The sequence below is a fragment of the Paeniglutamicibacter sp. ORCA_105 genome, assembly GCF_045798545.1.
Taxonomy (GTDB): domain Bacteria; phylum Actinomycetota; class Actinomycetes; order Actinomycetales; family Micrococcaceae; genus Paeniglutamicibacter; species Paeniglutamicibacter sulfureus.
In genome coordinates this window covers 76439-99895 of the sequence record NZ_JBIXLM010000003.1, presented here as the reverse complement: position 1 = coordinate 99895, position 23457 = coordinate 76439, and the positions used below count along the sequence as shown (strand labels likewise).

Annotated in this window: 24 protein-coding genes and 1 pseudogene; 13 read left to right on the top strand and 12 right to left on the bottom strand. The window is 65.5% G+C overall.

Going from position 1 to position 23457, the window contains the following annotated elements:
- Window positions 1–108: 108 nt before the first annotated feature.
- Entirely contained in the window at window positions 109–381 is a 273-nt protein-coding gene (locus ACIPUB_RS02435) for a glutaredoxin domain-containing protein (protein ID WP_310287686.1), read from the bottom strand.
- 35 nt (window positions 382–416) lie between these two features.
- On the opposite strand from ACIPUB_RS02435, the gene ACIPUB_RS02430 reads away from it, so the two are divergent.
- On the top strand, window positions 417–1172 hold the full coding sequence (locus ACIPUB_RS02430; RefSeq protein WP_310287683.1) for an SOS response-associated peptidase: 756 nt from the start codon (window positions 417–419) through the stop codon (window positions 1170–1172).
- On the opposite strand, the gene ACIPUB_RS02425 is transcribed toward ACIPUB_RS02430, so the two are convergent.
- The gene (locus tag ACIPUB_RS02425) at window positions 1169–2602 is read right to left on the bottom strand and encodes an exodeoxyribonuclease VII large subunit (RefSeq protein WP_310287681.1); all 1434 of its coding nucleotides are present in this window, start codon (window positions 2600–2602) and stop codon (window positions 1169–1171) included. The two genes, ACIPUB_RS02430 and ACIPUB_RS02425, sit on opposite strands and share 4 nt — an antisense overlap.
- Window positions 2603–3204: 602 nt before the next feature.
- Entirely contained in the window at window positions 3205–4023 is an 819-nt protein-coding gene (locus ACIPUB_RS02420) for a helix-turn-helix transcriptional regulator (RefSeq protein WP_310287678.1), read from the bottom strand.
- Window positions 4024–4309: 286 nt separating this feature from the next.
- Between ACIPUB_RS02420 and ACIPUB_RS02415 the strand changes: the two genes are divergently transcribed.
- Window positions 4310–4879, top strand: coding sequence for a DapH/DapD/GlmU-related protein (locus ACIPUB_RS02415; protein WP_310287675.1), 570 nt, complete (start codon window positions 4310–4312; stop codon window positions 4877–4879).
- A 16-nt stretch (window positions 4880–4895) separates the two neighbouring features.
- Here ACIPUB_RS02415 and ACIPUB_RS02410 read toward each other — a convergent pair whose 3' ends face one another.
- Window positions 4896–6149: an MFS transporter gene (locus ACIPUB_RS02410; protein WP_310287672.1), complete on the bottom strand. Its 1254-nt coding sequence runs from the start codon at window positions 6147–6149 to the stop codon at window positions 4896–4898.
- A complete protein-coding gene (locus ACIPUB_RS02405) occupies window positions 6146–6715 on the bottom strand; it encodes a winged helix-turn-helix domain-containing protein (RefSeq protein WP_310287668.1) in 570 nt (189 codons plus the stop codon). Before ACIPUB_RS02405 ends, ACIPUB_RS02410 begins: the two co-directional genes overlap by 4 nt.
- A 159-nt stretch (window positions 6716–6874) precedes the next feature.
- Here ACIPUB_RS02405 and ACIPUB_RS02400 point away from each other — a divergent pair.
- Both ACIPUB_RS02400 and ACIPUB_RS02395 read left to right on the top strand, forming a co-directional pair.
- Window positions 6875–7264, top strand: a pseudogene (locus ACIPUB_RS02400) (helix-turn-helix domain-containing protein); the annotation flags it as partial.
- Window positions 7265–7462: 198 nt separating this feature from the next.
- Window positions 7463–7864, top strand: coding sequence for a VOC family protein (locus ACIPUB_RS02395; RefSeq protein ID WP_310287664.1), 402 nt, complete (start codon window positions 7463–7465; stop codon window positions 7862–7864).
- Window positions 7865–8212: 348 nt separating this feature from the next.
- On the opposite strand, the gene ACIPUB_RS02390 is transcribed toward ACIPUB_RS02395, so the two are convergent.
- Window positions 8213–8410, bottom strand: a complete 198-nt coding sequence (locus tag ACIPUB_RS02390) for a hypothetical protein (RefSeq protein WP_310287661.1) — start codon at window positions 8408–8410, stop codon at window positions 8213–8215.
- A 51-nt stretch (window positions 8411–8461) separates the two neighbouring features.
- Window positions 8462–9475, bottom strand: a complete 1014-nt coding sequence (locus tag ACIPUB_RS02385; protein WP_407605919.1) for an AraC family transcriptional regulator — start codon at window positions 9473–9475, stop codon at window positions 8462–8464.
- Window positions 9476–9555: 80 nt separating this feature from the next.
- Between ACIPUB_RS02385 and ACIPUB_RS02380 the strand changes: the two genes are divergently transcribed.
- Window positions 9556–10398, top strand: coding sequence for an NmrA family transcriptional regulator (locus ACIPUB_RS02380; protein WP_407605918.1), 843 nt, complete (start codon window positions 9556–9558; stop codon window positions 10396–10398).
- Window positions 10395–10883: a DUF1772 domain-containing protein gene (locus ACIPUB_RS02375; RefSeq protein ID WP_407605917.1), complete on the top strand. Its 489-nt coding sequence runs from the start codon at window positions 10395–10397 to the stop codon at window positions 10881–10883. Before ACIPUB_RS02380 ends, ACIPUB_RS02375 begins: the two co-directional genes overlap by 4 nt.
- A gap of 98 nt (window positions 10884–10981) precedes the next feature.
- Here ACIPUB_RS02375 and ACIPUB_RS02370 read toward each other — a convergent pair whose 3' ends face one another.
- Entirely contained in the window at window positions 10982–11692 is a 711-nt protein-coding gene (locus ACIPUB_RS02370) for a TetR/AcrR family transcriptional regulator (RefSeq protein ID WP_407605916.1), read from the bottom strand.
- A gap of 104 nt (window positions 11693–11796) precedes the next feature.
- Between ACIPUB_RS02370 and ACIPUB_RS02365 the strand changes: the two genes are divergently transcribed.
- Both ACIPUB_RS02365 and ACIPUB_RS02360 read left to right on the top strand, forming a co-directional pair.
- Entirely contained in the window at window positions 11797–13017 is a 1221-nt protein-coding gene (locus tag ACIPUB_RS02365) for a glycosyltransferase (protein ID WP_407605915.1), read from the top strand.
- 71 nt (window positions 13018–13088) lie between these two features.
- Window positions 13089–13475 (top strand): VOC family protein, encoded by a 387-nt coding sequence (locus ACIPUB_RS02360; protein ID WP_407605914.1) that lies wholly within the window; start codon window positions 13089–13091, stop codon window positions 13473–13475.
- Window positions 13476–13535: 60 nt separating this feature from the next.
- On the opposite strand, the gene ACIPUB_RS02355 is transcribed toward ACIPUB_RS02360, so the two are convergent.
- Window positions 13536–13931, bottom strand: a complete 396-nt coding sequence (locus tag ACIPUB_RS02355) for a VOC family protein (RefSeq protein WP_310287640.1) — start codon at window positions 13929–13931, stop codon at window positions 13536–13538.
- A gap of 240 nt (window positions 13932–14171) precedes the next feature.
- Between ACIPUB_RS02355 and ACIPUB_RS02350 the strand changes: the two genes are divergently transcribed.
- Both ACIPUB_RS02350 and ACIPUB_RS02345 read left to right on the top strand, forming a co-directional pair.
- A complete protein-coding gene (locus tag ACIPUB_RS02350; RefSeq protein ID WP_407605913.1) occupies window positions 14172–14906 on the top strand; it encodes a DUF1206 domain-containing protein in 735 nt (244 codons plus the stop codon).
- Between the two features lie 86 nt (window positions 14907–14992).
- Complete coding sequence (locus ACIPUB_RS02345) at window positions 14993–15163, top strand: hypothetical protein (RefSeq protein ID WP_310287637.1); 171 nt, start codon at window positions 14993–14995, stop codon at window positions 15161–15163.
- 50 nt (window positions 15164–15213) lie between these two features.
- On the opposite strand, the gene ACIPUB_RS02340 is transcribed toward ACIPUB_RS02345, so the two are convergent.
- Window positions 15214–15936, bottom strand: coding sequence for an AAA family ATPase (locus ACIPUB_RS02340; protein ID WP_407605912.1), 723 nt, complete (start codon window positions 15934–15936; stop codon window positions 15214–15216).
- 45 nt (window positions 15937–15981) lie between these two features.
- Window positions 15982–16422, bottom strand: coding sequence for a VOC family protein (locus tag ACIPUB_RS02335; RefSeq protein ID WP_264269008.1), 441 nt, complete (start codon window positions 16420–16422; stop codon window positions 15982–15984).
- A 204-nt stretch (window positions 16423–16626) separates the two neighbouring features.
- Here ACIPUB_RS02335 and ACIPUB_RS02330 point away from each other — a divergent pair, with 204 nt between their 5' ends.
- From ACIPUB_RS02330 to ACIPUB_RS02320, 3 genes are all read left to right on the top strand, one after another.
- A complete protein-coding gene (locus ACIPUB_RS02330; RefSeq protein WP_217387869.1) occupies window positions 16627–16938 on the top strand; it encodes a hypothetical protein in 312 nt (103 codons plus the stop codon).
- A 142-nt stretch (window positions 16939–17080) separates the two neighbouring features.
- A complete protein-coding gene (locus tag ACIPUB_RS02325; RefSeq protein WP_407605911.1) occupies window positions 17081–18445 on the top strand; it encodes a dihydrolipoyl dehydrogenase family protein in 1365 nt (454 codons plus the stop codon).
- A 258-nt stretch (window positions 18446–18703) separates the two neighbouring features.
- Window positions 18704–22276, top strand: a complete 3573-nt coding sequence (locus ACIPUB_RS02320) for a DNA polymerase III subunit alpha (RefSeq protein WP_407605910.1) — start codon at window positions 18704–18706, stop codon at window positions 22274–22276.
- An 18-nt stretch (window positions 22277–22294) separates the two neighbouring features.
- Here the strand turns inward: ACIPUB_RS02320 and ACIPUB_RS02315 are convergent, their stop codons facing one another.
- Entirely contained in the window at window positions 22295–23404 is a 1110-nt protein-coding gene (locus tag ACIPUB_RS02315) for an ATP-binding protein (protein WP_407605909.1), read from the bottom strand.
- Window positions 23405–23457 lie beyond the last annotated feature (53 nt).

Sequence of the window (23457 nt, the reverse complement as noted above, 5' to 3'; positions counted from 1 at the left end):
CAATTCTTGCGGACGGTCGCGCGCATGCGCGACAAAAGAATGCTTAACGCGGAAGGGGTGCCTCCTGCCTTTCGGCAAGTGGCACCCCTCCATCCAAGCACAGCCCGACTAGACGCGCTCGAGCACTTCCTCTATCCGCGGATTTGTTGCGGCGGTTCCGTCGGGGAAAATCAAGGTCGGCACGGTCTGGTTGCCGCCGTTGAAGGCCTCCACCAGCTCGGCGGTCCCCTCCACTTCCTCGATGTTTACCTCGGTGTAGCCGATCCCCTTGGCATCCATGAGGCGCTTGAGGTTCCGGCAGTAGCCGCACCACGAGGTGGTAAACATCGTGACGGCACCGGCTTCGGGAATGTACGGGGCAAGTTTTATATTTTCGCTCATACCCCACGTAACCGAGGACGTGAGAGTCTTATTCCATGTGCGGACGATTTGTGATGGCCAAGGCAATTGGCGACCTGGTGGCCGAAGCGGAGGCCGAGGCGGATGCGAACCTGGAACTGCGGCAATCCTGGAACGTTGCCCCGACCACCGACGTGCCGATCGTGCTCGAGCGGCTCGTCGAGGGGGCGGTGCGCCGGCAGGTGCATGTGGCCAAGTGGGGTCTGGTGCCGGGGTGGGCGAAGGACCCCTCCGTGGGAGTGCGCGCCTTCAATGCCCGCAGCGAGACCGTGGTCGAGAAACCGACCTTCCGGTCCGCGGTGGCCTCCAGGCGTTGCGCGGTGCCGGCCGAGGGCTATTACGAATGGCTGGCCGGGGACAGCCCCAAGGCCAAGAAGCGCCCGTTCTATGTGCATCCTGCCGACGACTCGCTGATCTTCTTTGCCGGGCTCTATGAATGGTGGAAGGACCCGTCCAAGGACGACGGGGACCCCGAGCGGTGGCTGCTCTCCACCACGATCCTCACCGCACCCTCCCCGGAAGCGGACTCGGAGTTGCCGGTCCTGCAGGAATTGCATGGTCTGCACGACAGGTTGCCCATCCCGCTGGCCAAGGATTCGCTGGCCGAATGGCTGGACCCGGAAAACAACAACGCCGTCGAGCTGGTGGAGATGGTGCGCGCCGGGGCCGCGACGGTGGCCTCGAGCTGGGAGCTGCGCGAGGTCGATCCGGCGGTGGGCAACGTGCGCAACGACGGGCCCGAACTCATCGAGACGCACTCGGGACTTTTCTAGACTTCAGCTTCCTTCGCGCTGAACGGCGGGTGACGCTGAAGTTTCCGCAGACGGTGGACGGTGCGGACCGTCTTGATCTCCGACATCCACTCCGACTCCGTAAGCGGGACGCGCAGGGGCTTTGCTGCAGGCCACTTGATCCTCTCTCGCGCGATATCGAGCCTCCAAGTGATGATCCAAGCCACCACGATTGCCGTACACCGGGTTATCAGGACAGCTGGAAACGTCGGTTCCACTCCAAAAAAGTCCAGAAGTCCGCTTGCCCCAAAGAAAACGGCAACAGCCAAGCCCACAGTGAGACCAGTGGCAAGCCGCGAATATCCCCGTACCCGTCGCCGCGCCATCTCCAGAAGATCATGTTTGTAACGGCCATCAAGCGTTGCGGCTTCGCTACGCAAGGTAAGGCACTTGTTGTTGGTTGAATCCAGTTCCGTTCGTGCGTCGGCAAGCTGCTTCGTGATTTCTTGAAGGTGGGCCAGGGAACTTGCTGCCTTTTGCTCAGCCTTGGCTTTCAATCTATTACTGAATTGCATATCGTGCGACTTGGATATTGCTGAAGCTGCCGCACTCGGTGCCACGAATGATGCCCGCGCCACCCGATCTGCCAGGAAGACATCGTCCTTGTGGCCAATGGCCGTAATAACGGGAACTTCGGAGGCGGCAATCAGTCCAGCGACAATTTCATCGTCAAACACCTGCAGCTCGGACCAATGTCCTCCTCCGCGCAGCAGAACGATCATTCCATAACGGTGTTCATGAGCTGAATGGATCAGCGAGCGCAAACGGTCCGGTGCCTTGTCCGTGCTCCACGTTATCGCTTGGTATGTGATTTTTGAGCGCTGGGAGTGGTGGCGCACCAGTTGGCGTTTGAAATCATTTGTCCCACGGGCGTTCTCGGGAGCAATGACCATTACCCGTTCAAGATTGGCATGCGGGACGGGAACTCCGGAGGTCGAATCGATATGGACCAGATCGTGCTCGAGGTGAAGACGAGGACGGCCGGGATAGCGGTCCCTGAATCGTGTAAGCAGTTCCATCTGGTCGCGATGGAACTGGCCGTTGCGTATGGAGGGTGAACTGATTTCGAGAGTTCGCAGTTGGAGTCGGTTGTTCCACATCCGGGTTTCGCCTCGTACTGTCAAGCTCATTCCGTCGGTCAACACCTTCTCGAGGGATGAACCGCCTTCGGTGAAGCCTTTGTCAATGCGTTTTTGTCCGTCAGGCCATATTCGACATGGAAGGAAGTGGACGCTCCCGGTGACTGCATCCTTGGTGACCAGATCGAAATTCCAGGAGGAGTCCGGCCACTGTCGTGCATCCTTGCATTCTCCGGTGATCGAGTAAACCCTCCCCTTAATCGAATCTTGAATGAACTTGCTGAGGTCTCCCGCGGATATTGTTTCGGGCGGAAAATCAAGTGGATTGTTCATGTCCGGGTCCTCTCGCCGGTGGCTGCTGACGGATGCTGCGAGTGTATGGCAGAGGCTACCGAAGAGGGTGGACAGATAGCAGATTCGGCACTGCCCGGGGCTTGGCGATATCACCTGTTGGACGGAGGTCAGCGACCGGCGGCCATGGTCACCAGGGCACCGCGGCTTTGCACCCCGCCGACCGGGGGTAACGCCCCGGCCGCCGGCGTGACGACGTCCGGGCCCTGCTACGCACCACTGCGTATGGCACACACCGGAACCGTGGTGAACACTGGGACGTGTCGGCGCGAAGGGAACGCGCCACCAAACTCGGAGGAATCGGGCATGGAAATCAAGACTTGGGGGATCCGTGCCGCTTCGGTCGTCGGAGCCGTTGCACTTCTGTCGGTGCTGGCGGCCCCGGCGGCGCCGGCCCACGAATGTTTCAAGAAGCAGTAGTCGGATTCGGCCAATGCGAAGCGGCTGCAACGGGGGGGGGCGGTGGATCGCGTTGGATGATCCGGCGAACCGGTTCATCATCCAGGGGGTCGCCCCGGACTGCGTGGGCAAGGTTGATCTCGTCCCCTCCCTAAAACCGTGGATGGAAGAGGAAGGCATTTGATCTACAACAACTCCAACATTTTCCCGGCGTGGTAGCCGGGAAAATCGTAGGAACCGTCGGGCCGCTGGGGGAGCAACCCGCATTCCTGGGCGCGGAGGACCGCCGACAGACGGTCCACCGCGCCCAGCTTTCTATATAGGTTCTCTTGGTGCTTGTGGATCGTGCGCGGTGATACACAGAGACGGGCAGCGATGCCATTTGCCGTGCACCCCTGGGCAACCAGGGCCAGAACCAGCTGTTCGCGCGCGGTCAGCGGGTGCTTTGGTGCGGACACCGGTGCGGTCAACAACGACTCGAGCATGCGGATGTGTGCATCCAGGCCGCGAACAATCGGCTGGATGGATCGGGCAGACTCTTGGTCGCGCTCAAGGTAGGCGCCGTCGCTGACAAATCCGTAGGTTGCGGATTCCGGCCCGATGGTGGCCAGCGGCAGTGAGAGTTGGTGGGTGCTGAGACCTAGCCGGTCGATCATGGATGCTGCGAACTCGGAGACCGGCCAGCCTCGCTCCGCTGCCTGGCGAAGCGTCACCGGCGTGGGGTCGCCGGTGGTGTTGTGGTAGGCGAACACCGGGTGGTCACTACCGGCCCGTTCCACCGCCAGCGGCCAGTCCGAGGTGTCAAGCGCCGCGTACTGGCCGAAGATGGATGGCCCGCCGATTCCGCCGTTCATGGCCAACGGCGCACGGACCGCCGCGAAGGCGCGGAACGAATCCAGCAGAGCCTCGTGCAATTGTTGACGGGCAATCCCCGGGTCGCTTTCCTGTAGGATCCCGGCGGCAGTATCGAGCCATCGGTCCCGCAACCGGTCGGAGCTCTCCATGCAGGCTTTCCTTTCCCCCAGTAAGCCGCGACGGAAGTACACGTTGGTGCTAGGTTACGCCCCCGTGCGCCCGGACGGGAGGGGGCCAGCGGGGATCAGACGAGATGGACCGGGGAAACGATGGGGCCATGAGAAGTGGACAGGGCTGGGACTTGAAGACACGCACTGCGCCGCAAGGCTCCGCCAGCGCGCTTCGCGGTTATGGTTCAAGAGTGCCTATGTATTGGTAAGCCAGCAGTTGAATTGGTGGGTGCAGATTTTGCCGGCACCCGAATGAAGGGACATCATGGAACTCAATGACCTCCTGAAGGAATTGGATGCGGGCCGCACCATCACGGGGGACTCGCCGTTGCATGTACTGATGCACCGGGTCAGCCAGGAAGCATTGCACATAACCGGTGAGCTCAACAGCGGCTACCGGGAGCCGGAGCGCGTTCGGGAGCTGCTTGCGCAGCTGACCGGAAGGCCGGTTGACGAATCCGTGACGCTCTTTCCGCCCTTCAACGCCGACTTCGGGAAAAACATCACCCTCGGAAAGCGGATCTTCATCAATGCCGGGTGCAAGTTCCAGGACCAGGGCGGGGTGAGGATCGGGGATGACACCCTCATCGGGCACAACGTGGTCATCGCGACGCTGAACCACGACCTTGCACCGAGCCGACGCGCGGACATGATCCCGGCACCTGTCGTGATCGGCAGGAATGTGTGGATCGGATCCAACGCGACCATCCTTCCGGGGGTGCACATCGGGGATGATGCCGTCGTGGCCGCAGCCTCGGTCGTCACCAAGGACGTGCCAGCAGGAGCCGTTGTGGTGGGATCGCCCGCAAGGGTGGTGCGCTCGGTGGCCGACTGAGGCCACCGTTCGAGCGCTACATGGCTCCGTCGACCGCAGCCGGCTCTTCCGCAGCCGGCTCGGGTTCTCGTCGGCTCCTCAGCATGGACCAGGCGCAGCCGGCTATCACCAGCCCGGCAATGAGCATCAGCCAGCGATAATCCACGACCGACACCAGCAACGCGCCCGCCGCGATGGAAGCCAGTTGCGGGACGTTGAGCACCAGGTTGGTTGCCGCGGCCGCCCTGCCCTGCAATCGGGCAGGGGTCAGCCGTTGGCGGGTGGTCACGAGTGCAACAAAGATCCACGGGATGCCCACCCCGGCCAGGAAGAGTGCGGGGATCACGACCGCCGTCAGCAGCTCGTGGCGGGCGACAAACGGCACCAGGTCCGCCGTGGCGCCAAAGGCGGCAAGCCCGATCAACGCCAACCCGAGGCCGACCGCCCGTCCGGGGCCCACCCTGCGCAGAAGGATTGCCGCCGTGAGGCCGCCCAGGATGCTTCCGGCTCCCTGCAGGCTCATGAGCACCCCGAAGAATCCCGGTTCCCGGCCCAGCCCCTTGTCGATGAGTTCGAAGAGCGCCGAGTCGAAGAGGCCGATGACGCCCAGGGCCACGGCCGTGACGAGAACCATGCGCCACAGGAGCGGCACGCCGTTCAGGTGGCGGAAGCCGGCGGAGTGCTCGTGCCAGAAGCCGCCGCGTTCGGAGGCCGGTTCCGGGGCTGATTCCTGCACCGACACCGTGAGTAGCAGCACCGCGGTAAGCGCCAGGGCGCCGGCGACACTCAGGGCCAGCGCGCTGCCGCCCCACAGCGTGTAGAGCGCGGCGCCCAGCAGTGGCGTGAAGATTCGCAACCCCTGGTCGATGGTGGACAGCAGCCCGTTGGCGCTGTCCAGGTGTTCGTCGCTGAGCATGTCGCGCACCAACCCTGATTGCGCGGCTCCATTGAGGATCCCCAACAACCCGTAGATGAAGGCCACCGCATAGATCAGCCAGAGATCGCCGGGGCCAGTGACCAGCAGGAGCAGCAACGCGCCGGCGCCGGAAACAGCGTTTCCAAGAATCAGCAGCCTGCGGCGGGGGAGCCTGTCGGCGAGCGCGCCGATCAGCGGGGAAAACACGATGGGTAGTCCCAACGCCAGGAAGACCAGGCCTGCGGCGCTGGATGAGCCGGAGATGTCCTTGACCCAGATGGACAGCGTCAGGAACAAGGCACTGTCGGCAAGGTTTCCGATGGTCCACGCGCCGGTGAACCTGCGGAACATCGGGATGGAGAGCAGGGCTTTCAAGAATCCGCTTCCTTGGCCATGAGGTCGTGGGCCAGGGTCGTGGCCATGAAGACTCGGACGGGGGCGGCGTCCGCCGGCCGCTGTGCCGGGTCGGTGATGCGCCCGAGGTAGGGGGCAATAAGTTGTCGGTAGCTTTCCGAGATGGCGTCGGCTTCTTCCGGGGTGAGGAACAGGGTTGAACCGGCCTCGAACAGGTGTCCCTTCCAGCCATCGGGCAGCGGGAGGCGCCTGCCGGCGCGTATGCGTTCGAATTCCCAGGTCTGCAGCATCTCACCCAGCGCGACGGCGGCCGTTTGCGCCTCTTGCCCGGTCTGGTCCCTTCCCAGATTTTGCGTGATGTCAGTGATCTGCCACGGCTTGTCGCGTCCGGTGGCCTCGGATGCCCGTTCGATGTAGCCGTGTTGGGCCAGGGTGCGCAGGTGGAATGAGCAGTTGGACGGGCTCTCATCGACGTACCCGCTGGCGCGGGCGGCGGTGATCGGGCCGTGGGCGGCAACCACCTCAAGAAGCCGGATGCGCAGGGGATGCGCCAGAGCCCGCATGGCCTTGGGATCGGTGATGTCCATGGGCCACACGCTACTGTCGAAAGAACTCTTTCGCAATAGTTCTTTCGATTCAAATCCCGTACGGATTCATTGACGGCCTCCGGCCAAACGGCTTGCCGCCGGTCCGTGGCGGGAAGGTCCCTGCTGCCGCATGGGAATGGCGCTGATAGCCTCGAACCCATGAAGCCGTACGAGCTCGAGGTGCTCACCGCGCTGCGCCGCGCCAAGGACATGATCGACCGCGACTACGCGAAGCCCCTTGACGTCCCCACCATGGCGGCCAAGGCCATGATGTCCCCGGCGCACTTCTCCCGGCAGTTCAAGGCCACCTACGGGCAGAGCCCCTACGCCTACCTGATGACCCGGCGCATCGAGCGTTCCATGGCGTTGCTCAGGTCCGGGATGAGCGTCACCGATGCCTGCATGGAGGTGGGGTGTACCTCTCTGGGATCCTTCAGCACCAGCTTCACCCAGATCACGGGCGAAAGTCCCAGCGGATACCGGAACCGGGAACATACCGCGGTGGAAGCCATGCCTGCCTGCATTGCCAAGTCCGTGACCCGCCCCAAGAGCACCAGGGTCCAGCGGTACGAGCAGCTTTCATCCCTTCCGGCGCCGGACGCTCGCGGATGGCCGAATGGACCGGCGCTCGCCGAGGGGCACCTTGACCGGCCGCGCCCGGTCGACAGTGCGGAGTCCTTGGCCGTTCTTCGATATCGAGCAGGATCCAAGAAGCGCACCCGGGGGCTTGGTGCCTATCGTGGAGCCATGGATATTTCACTGCAATACTCACACATCACCGTCAACGACGTCGACGAAGCGATCCCGTTCTACCGCGACGGGCTGGGCCTGAGGGTGGAGAACGACGTGGCCTCGGGCGAGCACCGCTGGGTCACCCTGGCCTCGGACACCCAGCCGGGGCTCGGAATCGTGCTCTCGGACCCGCACGCGGGGCGCTCGGAAGCCGACGGCAACGCCATGCAGGAGCTGCTCACCAAGGGTGTGCTGCCGATGACGGTCTTCAGCACCAGCGACCTTGACGGACTCTTCGAGCAGGTTCGCGCCACCGGGGCCGAGGTCCTCCAGGAACCCATTGACCAGCCGTGGGGCCCGAAGGACTGCGCGTTCAGGGATCCCTCCGGCAACATGATCCGCCTTTCCCAGCGCTAGGCACGCTCCGTCTGGGAACCGCAACGGGCAGGGGCATCGTCGTGCTGACGATGCCACTGCCCGTTGCCGTGGCCTGTGTGCCTACCGGATCGGCGGGTACGGCCCGATGGGTTCAGGTTCGGTCGGCGGGTAGGGGCGTTCAGGCGCTGGCGGATGTGGAACGGGGCCCGGGTCCGGCGGCGGCTCGTTCGGCGGAACCGGTGGAACGCCGTCGGGTTCGGGCGGTTTGACCGGGGGCTCGGGAGGCTGTGGGATTGTCATGGTCACTCACTTTCTTCCGATAGTGGAGTCAAGGCCAGTGTATGGCGAGCGCCGGTGCCGGCGTAACCCCCGGAACGGCATGGAGCATCACCGCGTCGCGGCCAATGCGCTGCGGCGATCGTGCAGCACCAGCACGAAGACCAGCCCCATCGGCACACCAAACTCGATGGCCGCTTCGCCGGCCAGCACGCGCCCGGCAGGTGCTCGGGAGGGTCGTGCGCCGGTGGGGGTGTCGGACAGGGCACCGAAGAGGTTTTGGGCGAAAAGTTCCCGGAGGCGAGTCACGTCGCCGCCATGGGCGGAAGGAACCTCAAGCGCGCCCTGACCCGTAGAAGGCTATGGGACGGCCCGGGCGGCCTCCATTGGCCGGGGCAGGTTGCCGCCGTGCGGAGTCGGGCCCGGCGCCGCGGCATGCGCAAGGTAGGTGCGTTCCCGGTACCGGGTGGGGCTCACCCCGAACCGTCGCTTGAAGGCCGTGCTCAGGGCGAAGGGGCTGCCGTAGCCGACCTTGGCGGCGATCTGCGCCGCGGTCAGCCGCGGGTCGGCGAGCAGCTCGCTGGCGAGCAGCATCCGCCAGTTCGTCAGGTAGGTCATCGGTGGTTCGCCGACGCCGGCGCGAAACCGGGCGGCAAGGGTCGCGCGGGACACGTTAAGGCGCTGAGCGAGGGACTCAAGGTTCCAGGCCTCGGCGGGGAATTCGTGGAAAAATTCCAGGGTCCGGGCGATCAGCGGATCCGTGCCGCCGGCGAGCCAGCCACGTGCGGTGTCGGGATGGAGCGCCGCCCACGCGCGGATCGAATGCACCAGAAGCACATCGAGCAGTCGGTCGATGGCGCTGCCTTGCCCCGGCGCGTCGCTGGTGATTTCACCTTCCAGGAACCCCAGCAGGGACGGACTGACGTGGCCGGCCGGAACGACGGCGATGCGGGGCAGTGCGGTGGTGACCGCCGCGCCGATTTCCGCTTCGGTTTCATAGGTGCCGATCAGCATCGTGGTCTGCCCGGCAGAGGCGTTGCCCCAGGTGCGTATCCCGTGGTTCATGCTCGTTTGGAGATCCCTTCCGGACGGGGAAGTGCACCGCTGGCCGGGATGGATGAGGACATCCGGGGTGCGGGACGGATCATCCGACACCGTGTAGGGGTCCGGGCCACGAACGATTGCCACATCACCCTGCCGCAATTCGAATCGTTCATTCCCGGCTTCCAACCACGCATTGCCCGACATCATGGCGATGACAGTCAAGGGCGCCCTGTCCTGCACGTTGATGGACCAGTTCGGGGCCATGACCACGCGGAGGGCAAAGGCGCGGCGCGCCCGGGGGCCGTCGAGCAGGTGGGTGAGTGGATCCATGCGCCCACTCTAGACGATCGCGTATGGATCTCCACCGTAGAACTATTCAAAGTGTGAACCGGGTGCCGTTGACTGGTGCCATGACCAATACAAATGTGCTTGTCCTCGGCGGTACCGGTCGCACTGGAAGCCGCATCGTTGGCCGCCTTCGCGACCGCGGCATCCCGACCCGTGTGGCCTCGCGGCGGGGTGGCAGTCCGTTCCTGTGGGACGACCGCTCAACCTGGGATGCCGCGCTGCGGGGGGCCTCGGCCGCCTATGTGTGCTATTCGCCGGACCTGGCCTTTCCCGGCGTGGCCGAAATGATCGGGGAATTCGCCGACCGGGCACGGGGCCTGGGGGTGAATCGCCTGGTGCTGCTCTCGGGCCGCGGGGAGGAGGGGGCCCGCGCCAGCGAGAAGGCGGTCCAGGAAACGGCGGCGGAGTGGACGATCATCCGCTCTTCGTGGTTCGCCCAGAACTTCAGTGAACACTTCCTCCTCGGCCCCACCCTGCGCGGACGGCTGGTGCTCCCCGCGGGGGATGTCCGCGAACCCTTCATCGACATCGATGACCTCGCCGAGATCGCGACCGCCGCGCTCATCGGGGACGGTCATGCCGGCGCCGTCCATGAGGTGACCGGTCCGCGCCTGTTGTCCATGCACGATGTTGCGGCCGAGATCTCCGCTGCCGCGGGACGAAACATCGAATATATGCCAAGCACGGCGGAAGAGTTCGTTGCCGACGTCGCCCGCGACGGAGTGCCGCACGATGATGCCCGGCCGCTGGCCGAACTCTTCGAGTCGATCCTCGACGGGCGCAATGCCTCCGTCACCGCAGATGCGGAATCTGCCCTGGGCCGGCCCGCGACGGACTTCGCCGACTATGCCCGCCGAACTGCTGCCAGCGGAATCTGGAACCCACGCATCGAGTCCCACGCGTGAGCGGCACACTCATCACCGCGGCTACCGCCACGTCGGCCGTCTGCGCCGGTGTGGCGGGCGGGGTGTATTTCGCCTTCTCCGCAATCGTCATGCCCGCACTGCGTGCCCTTCCCGCCGACCACGGCGTTGCAGCGATGCGGCGCATCAACACCAGCGCGGTCCGGCTGCCCTTCATGGTCGTCTTCTTTGGGGGCGCCGCCGCCTCGGCCGCGGTGGTAGTCGCGGAACTCGTCTCGGACGCGTCCGCCCCGGGAGCGGCACATCGAATGGCCGGTGCCGGACTGGCACTTGCCGCCTTCGGCATCACCATCGTGCGCAACGTCCCGCTCAACAATGAACTTGCCCGAAACGTGCCCGAGGGCGTGGACGCCGCGGCACGATGGAGCGCATTCGACCGGGGGTGGAGCCCGGCCAACCATGTACGGGCAGCGGCCTCGCTATCGGCAGTTGTCGTTTTCCTTGATTCCTTGGCAAGAACTGGATGACCAACACCCGTGTCGTTATCCGCCGAAGGCTCTTGGGTCATTCCGCACGGCCAATGCGGTGAAGCGCGGCGGCTGGCCCAGTCCCGGTTGGCGTTCCCTCAGGCCAAACCGGTGGACACCGGTAGCCCCGCACCCGCCAGGTAGTGGCCGATGACGCCGGTGAATATTTCGTCGGGGCTTTCGGGCTCGTGCTGCCCGCCAATAGCGCCGGCCAGCTGCGGGTATTTACCGGACTGGATTGCCTCGGTGAGATACCGCAGGCGTTCCTTCGCTCCGTCGTCGACCGCGCCGGAGCCGGCGGGCCGGGCCAGCTCATTTTGGACGAAGGCGGAGGTGATGGCTGTCATCATGGCCACTGTTTGCAGCTTGGCCGGGCCGGGCATGTTGGACGATTCCAGTGCGGACAAGGCGCGCTCCAGATATCCGAGGGCATTGGGGCCCACTGGCTGTCGCGTCAGAAGCAGAGGGGCCAGCCACGGGTGGCGGTGCATGATGGCCCGGCCCTGCCGCGCCAGGTTCAGCAACTGGGCTCGCGGCGGTTCATCGGAGGGTGCGAGGTCGTATTCGCCGCTAACGGTGTCAACCATGATGTCAACGAGCTCGTCGTGGGATCTTAGGTACCGGTACAGGGAGGCGGCGCCTGCCCCGATGTCGCCGGCCACGCGCCGAATGGAGACCGCCGACATGCCGTCTCGGTCGGCGATGGCGATTGCCGCCGTGACGATCTCTGCGCGTGAGTGCCTTGGTTTGGGCCCGACGCCGGAACGCTCCGGCCGCCGCCAGGCATCATGGGGGTCATGCGAGGTCATGGCTGCTCCGGCTTTCCTTCGGTCGCTTGCGTTAGGTCCTGTACCCATTTCACTATATTCTTGATTGCGAACAGTGATCGCAATCAATCGGAATGAGGAGCCCCATGCGAGTACTCATGATCACGCCCGGTACCCGGGGCGATGTAGCTCCCATGGCTGGACTTGGCAGCAGGCTTCAATCCTTGGGGTACGACGTGGCCATCGCGGCCAATGTCGCCTATGCTCCGTTGATCACCGCGGCGGGGTGCGAGCACCGCGAGCTGCCCGGGGACATGAGCCATCTGGTGAGTCCCGCAGCCCCGGGGAAGAGGCCCACCGGCGCGGATCTGCGCAGGTACATGGACGAACTCGGCGACTACATGGACCTGGCTGCGACCGGCACGCTGGCGGCGGCCGAAAGCGGTGCCGAGGTGATCCTGGCCAATGCGATTGCACCCTATGCCTACGATGTGGCCGAAGCCCTCGAGATCCCCGCCATCGGCGCCCATCTGCAACCGACCGAACCCAGCGCCGCCTACCCGCCCGTGGTCCTGGGGACAGCCCGCAGCCTCGGCCCGGTTGGCAACAAGCTACTCGGTTCGCTGGTATCCGCCGGAAAGGCGCCCTATGATGCCCCGAGCGCCCGCATCCGCAAAGCCCTCGGGTTGGGCAAGACGTCCAGGGCCGCCACCGATCGGCTGCGAAGAAAAGACAACAGCCCTGTTCTCCACGGCATCAGCCCGACCATATTTCCGCGCCCGGCGGACTGGCGATCCGGACTCTCCCTGGCCGGCTACTGGTGGCCGGAAGCGGAGCCGGGTTGGCAACCGCCCGCGGAGCTGCTCGAATTCCTTGCGGAAGGACCGCCCCCGGTCTTTATCGGCTTCGGCAGCAGCGCCGCACTGGACGCCGACTTCATGCTCGACACGGTTCGCCGCTCCGGCGTCCGCGCGGTGTTGCAAGGTGTCGAAGGTGTCTCCGGATCCGGTGTCATCGGCGTGGGCGCCGTCCCGCACCAATGGTTGTTCCCGCGCATGGCTGCGGTGGTCCACCACGCAGGTGCGGGTACCGCCGCGGCGGGTCTGCGCGCCGGTGCACCGACGGTCAGCGTGCCGATATACACGGACCAACCGTTCTGGGCCGCCAGGATCACGTCCCTCGGCGCGGGCCCGCAACCGGTTCCCTACAAGGAGCTCACCACCGAACGTCTGGCCGCTGCCATCACGCAGGCCACCGCGACGCCGGCGTATGCCGCACGCGCGCGCCACCTGGCGGCAGTGCTCGCATCGGAAGACGGAACCGCGCCAGTCGTGGCAGCACTACGGGCTGCCGGCAAACAGGGGTAGCTCCACAGGGCTCTTTTCCGTATGTGTGGACGTAAAATGGGAGGGCCAGAAGCCCACCAAGGATGGTTCCCATGTCACTTTCAAACAGCCCGTTGACCACCATGATTCCCGTCACCGATGCGGGGCGGGCACGGAAATTCTACGAAGACTCGCTGGGTCTGCCTTTCCGGGAACAGGGTCCGGACGGCAACTTTGTTTTCGCGCTTGACGGCTCCGGAGCGCTGGCCCTGTTCAGCGACCCCGAGGCGAAACCTTCCCCGCACACCGCGGCAAGTTTCGAGGTCAAGGACATCCCCAAGGTCATTGACGAACTCGAGGGCCGCGGCGTGGTCTTCGAGGACTACGACTTGCCGGACCTGAAGACCACGGGCCACATCTGCGACCTGGGCTCGGAGAAGGCGGCCTGGTTCAAGGACCCCGACGGAAACATCCTCTGCCTGCACGAGAACACCGCGTAGTCCTCACCTTGTCCTGGCTCTCCTGCCGCCGAGGATGGGTGGCAGGGGAGCCACGAGTTGCTACGTCGCGCACTGGAAGCGAAGTTCGTGCCCGTCGGGATCCTTCACGTGGGACAGCACCCAGCCGATGGTCCCGGGGTGGACGCCGGGATGCAGTTCTCCCAGGGAAGTCAGCCGGGCGGCGAGTTCTTCCAGTGCCTTGCGGTTTGGCGCGCCGAAGGCAAAGTAGTCGAAACCCGCCACCGTGGACGCCCGCTCCGGGTCGAGCCACAGCCCAAGCGCCGGACCTCCCCGTGGATGACTCATCAGCAGCCCGGTGACGTTGTCACCGTCGCGGAATTCCATGACTTGTTCGTACCCCAGACGGCTCTCGTACCAAGCGCGGCTGCGTTCCAGATCCGTCACCGGAAGCTTCACGTGGTGCACTCCGTCAAGTTCGGGAACCTCGGGATTCATGGGCTTGACCTTTCGTCGGCGGACAGTTCCACGATATGTCCGCAGGCGGCAAAAGCACAGGGTGCAGATGCGTATGCGGTTGCCCGCAAGGGTGGCAGGATGTGGTTATCACCGGAAAGCTTCTTGGGCGGCTTCGCATGAAAGAGGAAAGTCATCAAAAAAAACATTCAGGGTGCCGTCGACGCGACCGAACAGGCCTCGAATTCCCGGGCCTTTGTAGCGGTCGCGAGAGCCGGTTTCGTGGTCAGTGGCATCTTGCACCTGCTGATCGGTGTCATCGCCGTCCAGTTGGCCTTCGGGGAATCCGGGGAAGCCGACCAGGATGGGGCGCTTGCGCAGCTTGCCGCCCAGCCTGCAGGGTACGCCTTGCTCTGGATCGGCGCGTCCGCGTGCCTTGCATTGGGTTTGTGGGAAGCCAGCGGTGTGGTCTTTGGCTACCGGAACGCGCCGGCAAAAAAACGGCTGGGCAAGAAGCTGGCTGCCGGCGGCCGGGGAATCGTGTTCTTCGCCTTGGCCGCGAGCTTTGCCTCCTTTGCCTTGGGCAACCGCAAGGACAGTGGCGAATCCACCAGTGACGCCTCGGCCCAAGTCATGCAGATGCCCGGCGGTCCGCTGCTCTTGATGGCCGTGGGCGCCGGCATTGCCATCACCGGAATCGTGTTTGTCGTCCGGGGCCTCATGAAGTCCTTCACCAAGCAGGTGGATCTGCCCGCCTCAAGAACCTTGCGCAGGGTCACCAAGGTCGTGGGCGTTGCAGGCTACGTGGCGAAGGGCATTGCGCTTTTCCTGCTCGGGCTTCTGTTCATCGTGGCGACGTTGCAGGCGAATCCGGAGGAGTCCACGGGGTTGGATGGCGCGCTCAAGTCGGTGCGGGCCCAGCCCTTCGGGGTCTACGTGCTCGCCTTCATCGGGGTCGGGCTGGGATGCTATGGGATCTTCCTGATCTTCAAGTCGCGATTGGCGAAGATGGACTGAGGACTTGCCCCCGTTTGTCCGCAGGGACATGCCCTATCTGAAACCGATGCTGTGGAAACCCGGCGAAAGGCGATAGCGTGGGCCACATGAGTGCAGACACACCGAACGCTGAAAATGAAGAGTTTGAGAACAACCTGACACCCAACACCGACGAACGGATGGTGAGCGAGAAGCAGCTCTCCAAGTGGAAGAGTGAAGGCGGGGCGTTGCCGGCCGACTTCGACCCGGACCGGACCGAGGGCGATTCCGAGCAGTAGCCGCCGATTGCTTTTCCGGGGTGCAGGGCCAAGTGCCCTGCACCCCTTTTCTATAAGTGCCGCAGGTAGCGTCCCGGCATGTTCATGAAGGATCGCCAGTTGGCGACCAGATCGAGGCTTTCCCATTCGCCGGCACGCAATCCCCATGGGCCGACTTCATAAATGTCTGCTCCTGGCAGGGCCGCGAGCAGCGGCGAATGCGTGGATACGACGACCTGGGAATTTCCCTCGGCGATCAGGTCCTTCAGGATGCCCACCAAGGCCAGGGATCCGGAGAACGAGAGTGCCGACTCGGGCTCATCCATTACCCACAGGCCGCCCTCGCGAAACCTGTCCACCATGAGCTCGAGGAACGACTCGCCGTGGCTCATGGTGTGGAATTCCGGGTCCTTGCGCCGCATGGAGGGATTGTCTTCCAAATAGGTGTAAAGCCCGTGCATGGTTTCGGCGCGAAGGAAGTAGCCGCGCCGGCTCGCGCCGACGTTCCTGACCAGTTGCAGGTGCCGCTCCAGGCCCGATTCCGTGACCCGGGTACTGTGCTGTGCGCCGGTGGAGCCGCCCTCGGGCGAGAGTCCGTAGCCGAGGGCGATGGCCTCCACCAGGGTTGACTTTCCCGAGCCGTTTTCGCCCACGAATATGGTGGCCGGTCCGAAGTCCAGACCCTGGTCTAGAAGCTGGCGCACCGGCGGGAGGGTGTGGGGCCATTGGTCGCGGGGCGCGGGGGAAAGTCCGTCTTCGGCGATGCGGCGGATCGGCAGGTTGGAGAGTCTCACGGGCGGCCGGGATTTTCAGCGGTGAGGGGGGTGCATCGGTGCCGGCTAGACACCGGTGACGGTCCCGTCGTCGTCGATGGCGAAGGACGGGTTGTGCACAAAGTCCCAGCGGAACCCGTCGGGGTCGGCCACGCAGGCGCTGGTGCCGCCCCACTCCCGGAGGGTCGGTGCGCCGATCGAGGTCGCGCCGGCGGCAAGTGCCCTGGCGTAGAGCTCGTTGACCTCCTCGACGCTTGCGCTGTTGTGCCCCACGGATAGCGGCGGAGCCAGCGGGCCGTGGCCGACTTCCCCGTATTCGCCGGGCATGGATTCGACGTTCCACAGTGCGAGCATCAGCCCGTACCCCGCTTGGACGAACAGGATCTCGCCGGGGATGTAGTTGATTTCGCGGAAGCCCAGGCCTGTGACGTAGAAGTCGCGTGAGCGCTGGACGTCGCGCACGCCAAGGGTGAGCGCAGTGATGGCCGGAGGCGTGTTTGAGGTCATGCTCACCAGCATAGGCCCACGTGAGACCCGGGCAATAGGGCCCCGAAACAACAAATCGTCGTACATGCGTTCTAGTCTCCCCTTGTATAGAACAAAGTTTCTAATAAAATGGTTCAGTGCATGGGTGCGGCCCGCTGCCGCCGCCCACCTCTTCGGGGTGTGGCGGCAACGGGCACGTTTGTGCGAGGGGAAGGTGGCGAGCGAATGGGAATCTTTACCCAGTCGATCGAAGTTGACTGCACGCCGGCGGGGGTGCCGATTCGCCTGCGCTGGCAGGGTCGGGAATACAAGCTGGCGGCCGAGCCGGTGCGCTGGTTCGAGCGGCGCAAATGGTGGACCGAGGAATTGCGCGCCGAACGCGGACGCGGGCCGGGGCTCGTGGACTATGAGGTCTGGCAATTGCAGGTCAAGCTCGCCGGCGTGGGGCCGCTGCGCACCTTTGAGGTTTCCCGGCAGGTTGAGACCGGTCGTTGGCGCATCATTCGCATGCCCGAGGCCTACCGGGAGAGCGCCTAGTGCGAAGGATCGGACCACAAGACCCCGCGCCGGTCACCGGGTTCGCGGCCGTGGACTCTGGTTGTTGGAGGGGTGAGGTGCAAGGCTAGGGAGCAGGCGCCTGGATGGCGGCCGCGAGGAACCCAACCACGGGAGTGCTCAGATGGAAGAAGTATTCGATGCGGCAATCATCGGCATGGGCCCCGGAGGCGAGGTCGTTGCCGATCGCCTGCTGACCGCCGGCAAGAAGATCGTGGTCTTCGAATCCGAACTCATTGGCGGGGAATGCGCCTACTGGGCCTGCATTCCCTCCAAGACGATCCTGCGTGGACCTGAGGTGAACATCGAGGCCGACGGCGCCGCGGGTGCCTCGTCGAGCACCCTGGACTGGGAGAAGGCCAGGGACTACCGCGACTACATGGCTCGACACCTCGATGACAGCGCCCAGGCCGAGGGGTACGCCCGGCGCGGGGCAACGGTGGTGCGCGGGAAGGCCTCCATCTCGGGTCCCGGGCACGTGGTGGCCAACGGGGAACAATACCTGGCGCACCACATCATCATCGCCACCGGGACCTCGCCCTCGGTTCCCGACTTCCCCGGGATCGGTGACATCACCGCCTGGACCAACCGCGAGGTCTATACGCTCGACACGCTGCCCCAGTCGGTGGCCATCGTGGGCGGAAGCGCAGTGGCCCTGGAAACGGCGTTCTTCCTGTCCGGATTCGGGGTAGAGGTCACCGTGCTGAATCGCAGCGCACGGCTGCTGGGCCGCGAGGAGCCCGAGGTCTCCGCGCTCGCCGAAGGGTACCTGCGCGAGCGCGGGGTCAAGGTCATGGCCAACAGCTCCGTGGCCGTCGGGCGGCGCGGAGATGGCGGAAGCAGCATCCTGGCGTTGCGCGAAGGCGGAGAGGTCGTGGCCGACGCCGTCATCTTCGCCACCGGGCGCACCCCGCGCACCGAGGGCCTGGATGTGGCCAGGGCGGGGGCGACCCTCGATGGCCGCGGCAACGTTCGGGTGGACGAGCATTGCTGGGCGGCAGAGGGGCTCTGGGCCATCGGGGACGTCACCGGGATCATGCCCTTCACCCACGTGGCCAAGTACCAGGGGCGCATTGTCGCCGACTGCATCCTTGGCAGGGACCGAAACGCGAGCTATGACGGGATCCCGCGCGTGGTGTTCGCCGCCCCGGAAATCGCCGCCGTGGGCCTCACCCGCGAACAGGCCGAGGGGCGCGGGATTGACGCGGTGTCCATCCAGGTCAACCTGCCCGAGGCGATCGCCCGGCCGTGGACCTACGAACAAGACCCGCACGGGGACCTTGGCATCCTGGTGGATCGGCATCGGAGGGTCCTGGTCGGAGCCTGGGCCATTGCCCCGCAGGCCAGCGAATGGATCCACCAGGCGTCCATGGCCATCAGGGGCGAGACCCCGCTGCAGGTCCTGCGCGACGCGGTGCCGCAGTTCCCCAGCTATTCCGAAGCCTATCTGGTGGCCCTAGACAGGCTCGGGGCCGCCGAAGGGATCTAGCCCCCGGGACCGGGGTGGGCATTCTCACCGGAAGAATCCCGCCACAGGTCAGTGGCGGGATCCGGTTGCCTATCCACAATGATTGCGCAGTGGGGTCGTTCCGGGGCTTGAATCGAACACATGTTCTAATATGATGGTGTCATCCCTCCAACGGGCGCGGTGCCCACCCGGACCCCAAGCCCAAACACACCCAGGCCCCTATCGGGGCGCATGGAACAAAGGTGGAGGAGCGGGAATAGGCAAGGAGGGCGCACTGGCATGGGCTTCACCCACCTGCACGTCGCCTCGGCCTTCAGCGCACACTACGGGGTTTCCTGGCCCGAGAACCTTGTCGCCGCGGCGCTCGCCGACGGGGCGGATGCCCTGGCCATCACCGACCGCGACGGACTCTACGGAAGCGTCAAGCACCTCAAGGCCTGCATCGAGCACGGAATCGACCCCATCCTCGGGGTGGACCTTGCCATCCTTGAACCCGCACCGCCACGTGCCGCCCACGGCAAGCCCCTGCCCATGCGCACGGCCGGGCGCATCGTCGCCCTGGCCAGGGGGCATGACAGCGGCGCCGGGTACGCGGCACTCTGCCGCCTGGTCACCGCAGCACACCAAAAAGCCCCGGCCACGGCTGCGCCCAAGGGACACATCGGCATCACCCGCGAAGAACTGGCCACCCATGCACTGGGCCCGCAGGGGGAGGCGCTGCTGACCATCCTGCTGGGGCCGGGCTCCGACATCGGTCTGGCCACCGGACACCGCCACTACTCCCAGGCACGCACCGCCCTGCACACCTGGCGCACCCTGCTGGGACCCGAGGCACTGCGGGTGGAGATCACCACCCACCTGAACAACCCAGGGGACAGGCTCAGCACCGCACACGCCATCCGCATGCTGCGCTGCGCCGCCTCCGCTGACATCGCCCCCATCCTCACCAACGCCGTGCGTTACACGGACCCCGACGGGGCGGCCACCGCCGACGTCCTGGACTCCGCGCGGGCGCTGAGCTCCCTGGAAACCCTCAACGACATCCAACCCAACGGGCAGGGCTGGCTCAAGCCCGCCGGGCACATGCACCACCTCGCCACCGAGATCGCCCGCTACGCCTCCGACTCCACCCTGGCTGCCACCCTGCTGCGCAACACCGCCGCGCTCGCCGACTGGGCACGGATCGACCCGGTCCCGGACACCGGATGGGGAATCCCCGTGGTCCCCGAGGCACACATCATCGGCATCACCGCCGAGCCGGACGCCGAACTCGCCGCCCGCGCGGAAGCCGGAATCACCCGGCTGCTCCCCGCCGATGCCAACGACCCCGCGCTGCGCCACCGACTCCAGGCCGAACTGTCCACCATCTCCGACCTCGGCTTCGCCCCCTACTTCCTCACCGTCGCGGAAGTCAGCTCCATGATCACGCGGATGGGGATACGCTCCGCCGCCCGCGGGTCCGGCGCCTCCTCACTGGTCAACTACCTCATCGGCATCAGCCAGGTGAACCCCCTGGCCCACGACCTGCTCTTCGAACGCTTCCTCTCCCGCGACCGCGCCACCCTGCCCGACATCGACATCGACGTCGAATCCGCCCAACGCCACAACATCTACCAAAAGATCTTCGACCGCTTCGGGCATCGACGCGTCAGCCTCATGAGCATGCAAAACGGCTACCGCGCCAGGGGGGCTGTACGCGACGCCGGCCAGGCCCTTGGCATGGAGGAGGAAGACATCGACGTGATCGCCAAGCAGCTCTGGCGCTTCTCCGCCTCGTCCTTCCGCGACGCCCTGGAGGAAAAACCCGAACTCGCCCCCTTCGCCGACCGCCTCGGCACCGAAAAACAGCTCGACCTGCTCGTGGACCTCACCGAACGCCTGGACAGGCTGCCCCGCCACATCTCCATGCACCCCTGCGGCGTCATCCTCTCCGACGCGCACCTGCTCGAACGCACCCCCGTGGAACCCAGCGGGATCGGGCTGCCCATGAGCCAATTCGACAAGCACGACATGGACCCCATGGGCATGCTCAAGCTCGACGTGCTGGGGGTGCGCATGCAATCGGCCATCACCTACGCCCTGGAGGAAATCCAGCGCCTCCACCCCGACGCACAGGCAGTCGCCAAGGCGGGGGGACACCAGGGAGCCAAGCCCGGGGAAATCCCCGACTACATCCTGCCCAACGGCGCCATCGACCTCGCCCTGGTCCCACTGGACGATGAACCCACCTTCGAACTCATCCGTTCCACCCACACCCTGGGCTGCTTCCAGATCGAATCACCCGGACAGCGCGAACTCATCGGCAAGCTCGCGCCCAGGGAATTCAACGACCTCATCATCGACATCTCCCTCTTCCGCCCCGGACCCATGAAATCCAACATGGTCAAGCCCTACCTGGAAAACCGCCACGGATTCGCACCCGAAAAATACCCCCACCCGGATTTGGCACCCGCGCTCGCCGAGACCCACGGGGTCACCGTCTTCCACGAGCAGGTGCTGCGGATCTTCCATGTGATGACGGGCTGCGGGCTGGCCAAGGCCGATGTCTACCGCAGGCTGCTGGGCAACCCGAAGGCGGAGCCGGCGGTGGAGTCACTCTTCCGCTCCCGGGCCCTGGGGCGCGGCTATTCCCTGGAGGTCATCGACGAGGTCTGGCACACGCTGGCGGCCTTCGGGTCCTTCGGGTTCTGCAAGGCCCACGGGGCGGCCTTCGCCGTGCCCACCTACCACTCGGCCTGGCTCAAGGCCCACCACCCCGAGGCCTTCCTGGCCGGCATCTGGGAACACGACCCCGGCATGTACCCCAAGCGCCTGCTGGTGGCCGAGGCCCGGCGCATGGGCATCGAAATCCTGCCGCTGGACATCAACCGTTCCGCGCCCGGCTACAAGGTGGAAAGGCTCGACGGGCTGCTGCCTCCCGCGCAGCTGCCGGTGGTGCCGCGGGCCGTGGGGGCGGCGCCCCCGGGGCGGTACGGCATCAGGCTCTCGCTGCGCGGGATCCGCGGGGTCTCCGAACGCGAGGTTTCCCGGGTGGCGGCAGGGCAGCCGTACGACTCGATCGCCGATGTGCGGGCCCGCTCCGGGCTCACCCGCACCTCGCTGAACCACTTTGCCGCGCTGGGCGCCTTCGATTCGCTGCAGGCCGATGTTGGGCGCGGGAACCGTGCCGACCTGGTCGAGCACCTGCGTGCGCGCTCCGGCAAGGTCCTGGCCCAGCGCTACCGGCCGATTCCCGGGCAGCTGTCCCTGCCGCTGGGGGACGTGGAGCTTTCCAACATGGCGATAGGGGCGGCGCACACGCCCTTGGACGAGGTGGTGCGCACCGAGCTGGACCTGATGTCCATCGATGTCAGTGCGCACCTGATGGAATCCCACGCCCCGCTGCTGGACTCCCTGGGCGTCTCGCGCGCGCAGGACCTGCTGGGCATGCGCAACGGCACCGAGGTCCTGGTGGCCGGGGTGCGGGTGGCCACGCAGACCCCGCCGATGCGCGGCGGGCGACGGGTCGTGTTCATCTCGGTGGACGACGGCACCGGCTGCGTCGATGCAACGTTCTTCCACGAGGCCCAGCGGCGTTGCGGCCCGCTGCTCTTCTCCACCCGGCTGCTGCTGATCCACGGGCTCACCCGCCGCACCGGGCCCCGCGGCATCAGCCTGCAGGCGCTCGATGCCTGGGACCTGTCGGAAAAGGGCACGCTGCCGGCTCCGGGCTACCTGGCCGACCCCGCCAGGGCGCGCAACGAGGACTTTGGGTCCTCCGCCGCCGGGTTTGCCGTGAAGCAAACCGGGATGTCGTTGGCCCAACGCATGGCCGCCGAGGACCTGGACACCCGCGGCTATCTGGGTGCCTGATTGCGCCGGGGTTATTGGCTAGCCGAGACGTTCCCCGTTGCGCAGGTGTTCGCGCAATCCAGGAATCGAGTACCTGACTTCGCCGCGTCCGGCCGGTTCGATCAGCCCGGCCTCAATGAGGCGGGCGCGGTAGTTGGCGGCCAATTGCAGCGAGGCCTTCATGCGCTGGGCCACCGCGGCGGTGCTGGACGGGCCGTTGTCGCGGGACATCGCCCGGAGATAGTCCATGTCCCGGTCGGAGGCCTTGGAGATGGCCGGGCCGACAACCATGCGGATGTTTCGCTTCAGGGCCGCGGCAACTGCCTTGTCCGCTGATTCCCGGTCAACCGCGCCCCCACCCCGTTCGGCTTCCTTCCACAGGAAGTAGCCGATCAGCTGGATGAGGAACGGGTAGCCGAAGCTCGCCTCTGCCGCCTCTTCCAGGAACCCGTCGGGAAACCTGATCCCGGCCGCCGAGAATTGCCGCGCGTAGGAATCCCTGACATCCCGAACCTCGACGGAGTGCAGGTCGATCTTGTCGGCCCTGCGAAGGAAGGTCGCCACGCCTTCGTTGAGGATGTCGGAGATCGCAGCCGGCAGGCCGGCGCAAACGAAGCTGATGGGCAGCCCGTCCCGCACCCAGTGCTGGATGACGGCGGCCAACTGCAGCAATTCACTGCGGTCGGCGTCCTGGATTTCATCCAGCGTGATCAACAGGCCGGTGCCATTTTCGTCCAGGCGATGCAAGAGCTTCGCCCCGAGATTGCGGAACTCGACCTGGCGCTCCCTGGGAAGCTGCGTGGTGACCCCGAAGCCGGCGGCCGAGAACGCAAGAATCTTCCTGGGTGGCGGGCCGGCACCCAATTCCTCATCGATGAGGAGTGCGGAGTCTGCGATCCTTGCCAGGAAGCCTGCGGTGGAAGTCTCGGAGATGACGGCCCAGCCCTGCTCCTGCGCCAGCCCCTGCGCCTCGTTGAGCATGACGGTCTTCCCCACGCCGCGGGCCCCGGTGATGATGCTCAGCAAACCCAGGACGCCGGATCGGATGCGCAGACCGTATTCGAACTCTTCCAAGGTGTCGTTTCGGTCAATCAGCTCCGGGGGAGTCCTGCCGAAGGTCGGCCGGAACGGGTTTTGCAAGCCTGACATCGGATCTCCTGCCGGTGAAATGGTGTGAATACTATTTATTCACACTTTACACA

Excerpts from the sequence above, each read along its gene's own strand:
- ACIPUB_RS02425 (WP_310287681.1), bottom strand. The coding sequence starts at position 2,602 with ATGAACAATCCACTTGATTTTCCGCCCGAAACAATATCCGCGGGAGAC.
- ACIPUB_RS02345 (WP_310287637.1), top strand. The coding sequence starts at position 14,993 with ATGAGTGCAGACACACCGAACGCTGAAAATGAAGAGTTTGAGAACAAC.
- ACIPUB_RS02330 (WP_217387869.1), top strand. The coding sequence starts at position 16,627 with ATGGGAATCTTTACCCAGTCGATCGAAGTTGACTGCACGCCGGCGGGG.
- ACIPUB_RS02395 (WP_310287664.1), top strand. The coding sequence starts at position 7,463 with ATGGATATTTCACTGCAATACTCACACATCACCGTCAACGACGTCGAC.
- ACIPUB_RS02415 (WP_310287675.1), top strand. The coding sequence starts at position 4,310 with ATGGAACTCAATGACCTCCTGAAGGAATTGGATGCGGGCCGCACCATC.
- ACIPUB_RS02420 (WP_310287678.1), bottom strand. The coding sequence starts at position 4,023 with ATGGAGAGCTCCGACCGGTTGCGGGACCGATGGCTCGATACTGCCGCC.
- ACIPUB_RS02365 (WP_407605915.1), top strand. The coding sequence starts at position 11,797 with ATGCGAGTACTCATGATCACGCCCGGTACCCGGGGCGATGTAGCTCCC.
- ACIPUB_RS02320 (WP_407605910.1), top strand. The coding sequence starts at position 18,704 with ATGGGCTTCACCCACCTGCACGTCGCCTCGGCCTTCAGCGCACACTAC.
- ACIPUB_RS02405 (WP_310287668.1), bottom strand. The coding sequence starts at position 6,715 with ATGGACATCACCGATCCCAAGGCCATGCGGGCTCTGGCGCATCCCCTG.
- ACIPUB_RS02335 (WP_264269008.1), bottom strand. The coding sequence starts at position 16,422 with ATGACCTCAAACACGCCTCCGGCCATCACTGCGCTCACCCTTGGCGTG.
- ACIPUB_RS02380 (WP_407605918.1), top strand. The coding sequence starts at position 9,556 with ATGACCAATACAAATGTGCTTGTCCTCGGCGGTACCGGTCGCACTGGA.
- ACIPUB_RS02385 (WP_407605919.1), bottom strand. The coding sequence starts at position 9,475 with ATGGATCCACTCACCCACCTGCTCGACGGCCCCCGGGCGCGCCGCGCC.
- ACIPUB_RS02355 (WP_310287640.1), bottom strand. The coding sequence starts at position 13,931 with ATGAATCCCGAGGTTCCCGAACTTGACGGAGTGCACCACGTGAAGCTT.
- ACIPUB_RS02360 (WP_407605914.1), top strand. The coding sequence starts at position 13,089 with ATGTCACTTTCAAACAGCCCGTTGACCACCATGATTCCCGTCACCGAT.
- ACIPUB_RS02370 (WP_407605916.1), bottom strand. The coding sequence starts at position 11,692 with ATGACCTCGCATGACCCCCATGATGCCTGGCGGCGGCCGGAGCGTTCC.
- ACIPUB_RS02430 (WP_310287683.1), top strand. The coding sequence starts at position 417 with ATGTGCGGACGATTTGTGATGGCCAAGGCAATTGGCGACCTGGTGGCC.
- ACIPUB_RS02435 (WP_310287686.1), bottom strand. The coding sequence starts at position 381 with ATGAGCGAAAATATAAAACTTGCCCCGTACATTCCCGAAGCCGGTGCC.
- ACIPUB_RS02315 (WP_407605909.1), bottom strand. The coding sequence starts at position 23,404 with ATGTCAGGCTTGCAAAACCCGTTCCGGCCGACCTTCGGCAGGACTCCC.
- ACIPUB_RS02325 (WP_407605911.1), top strand. The coding sequence starts at position 17,081 with ATGGAAGAAGTATTCGATGCGGCAATCATCGGCATGGGCCCCGGAGGC.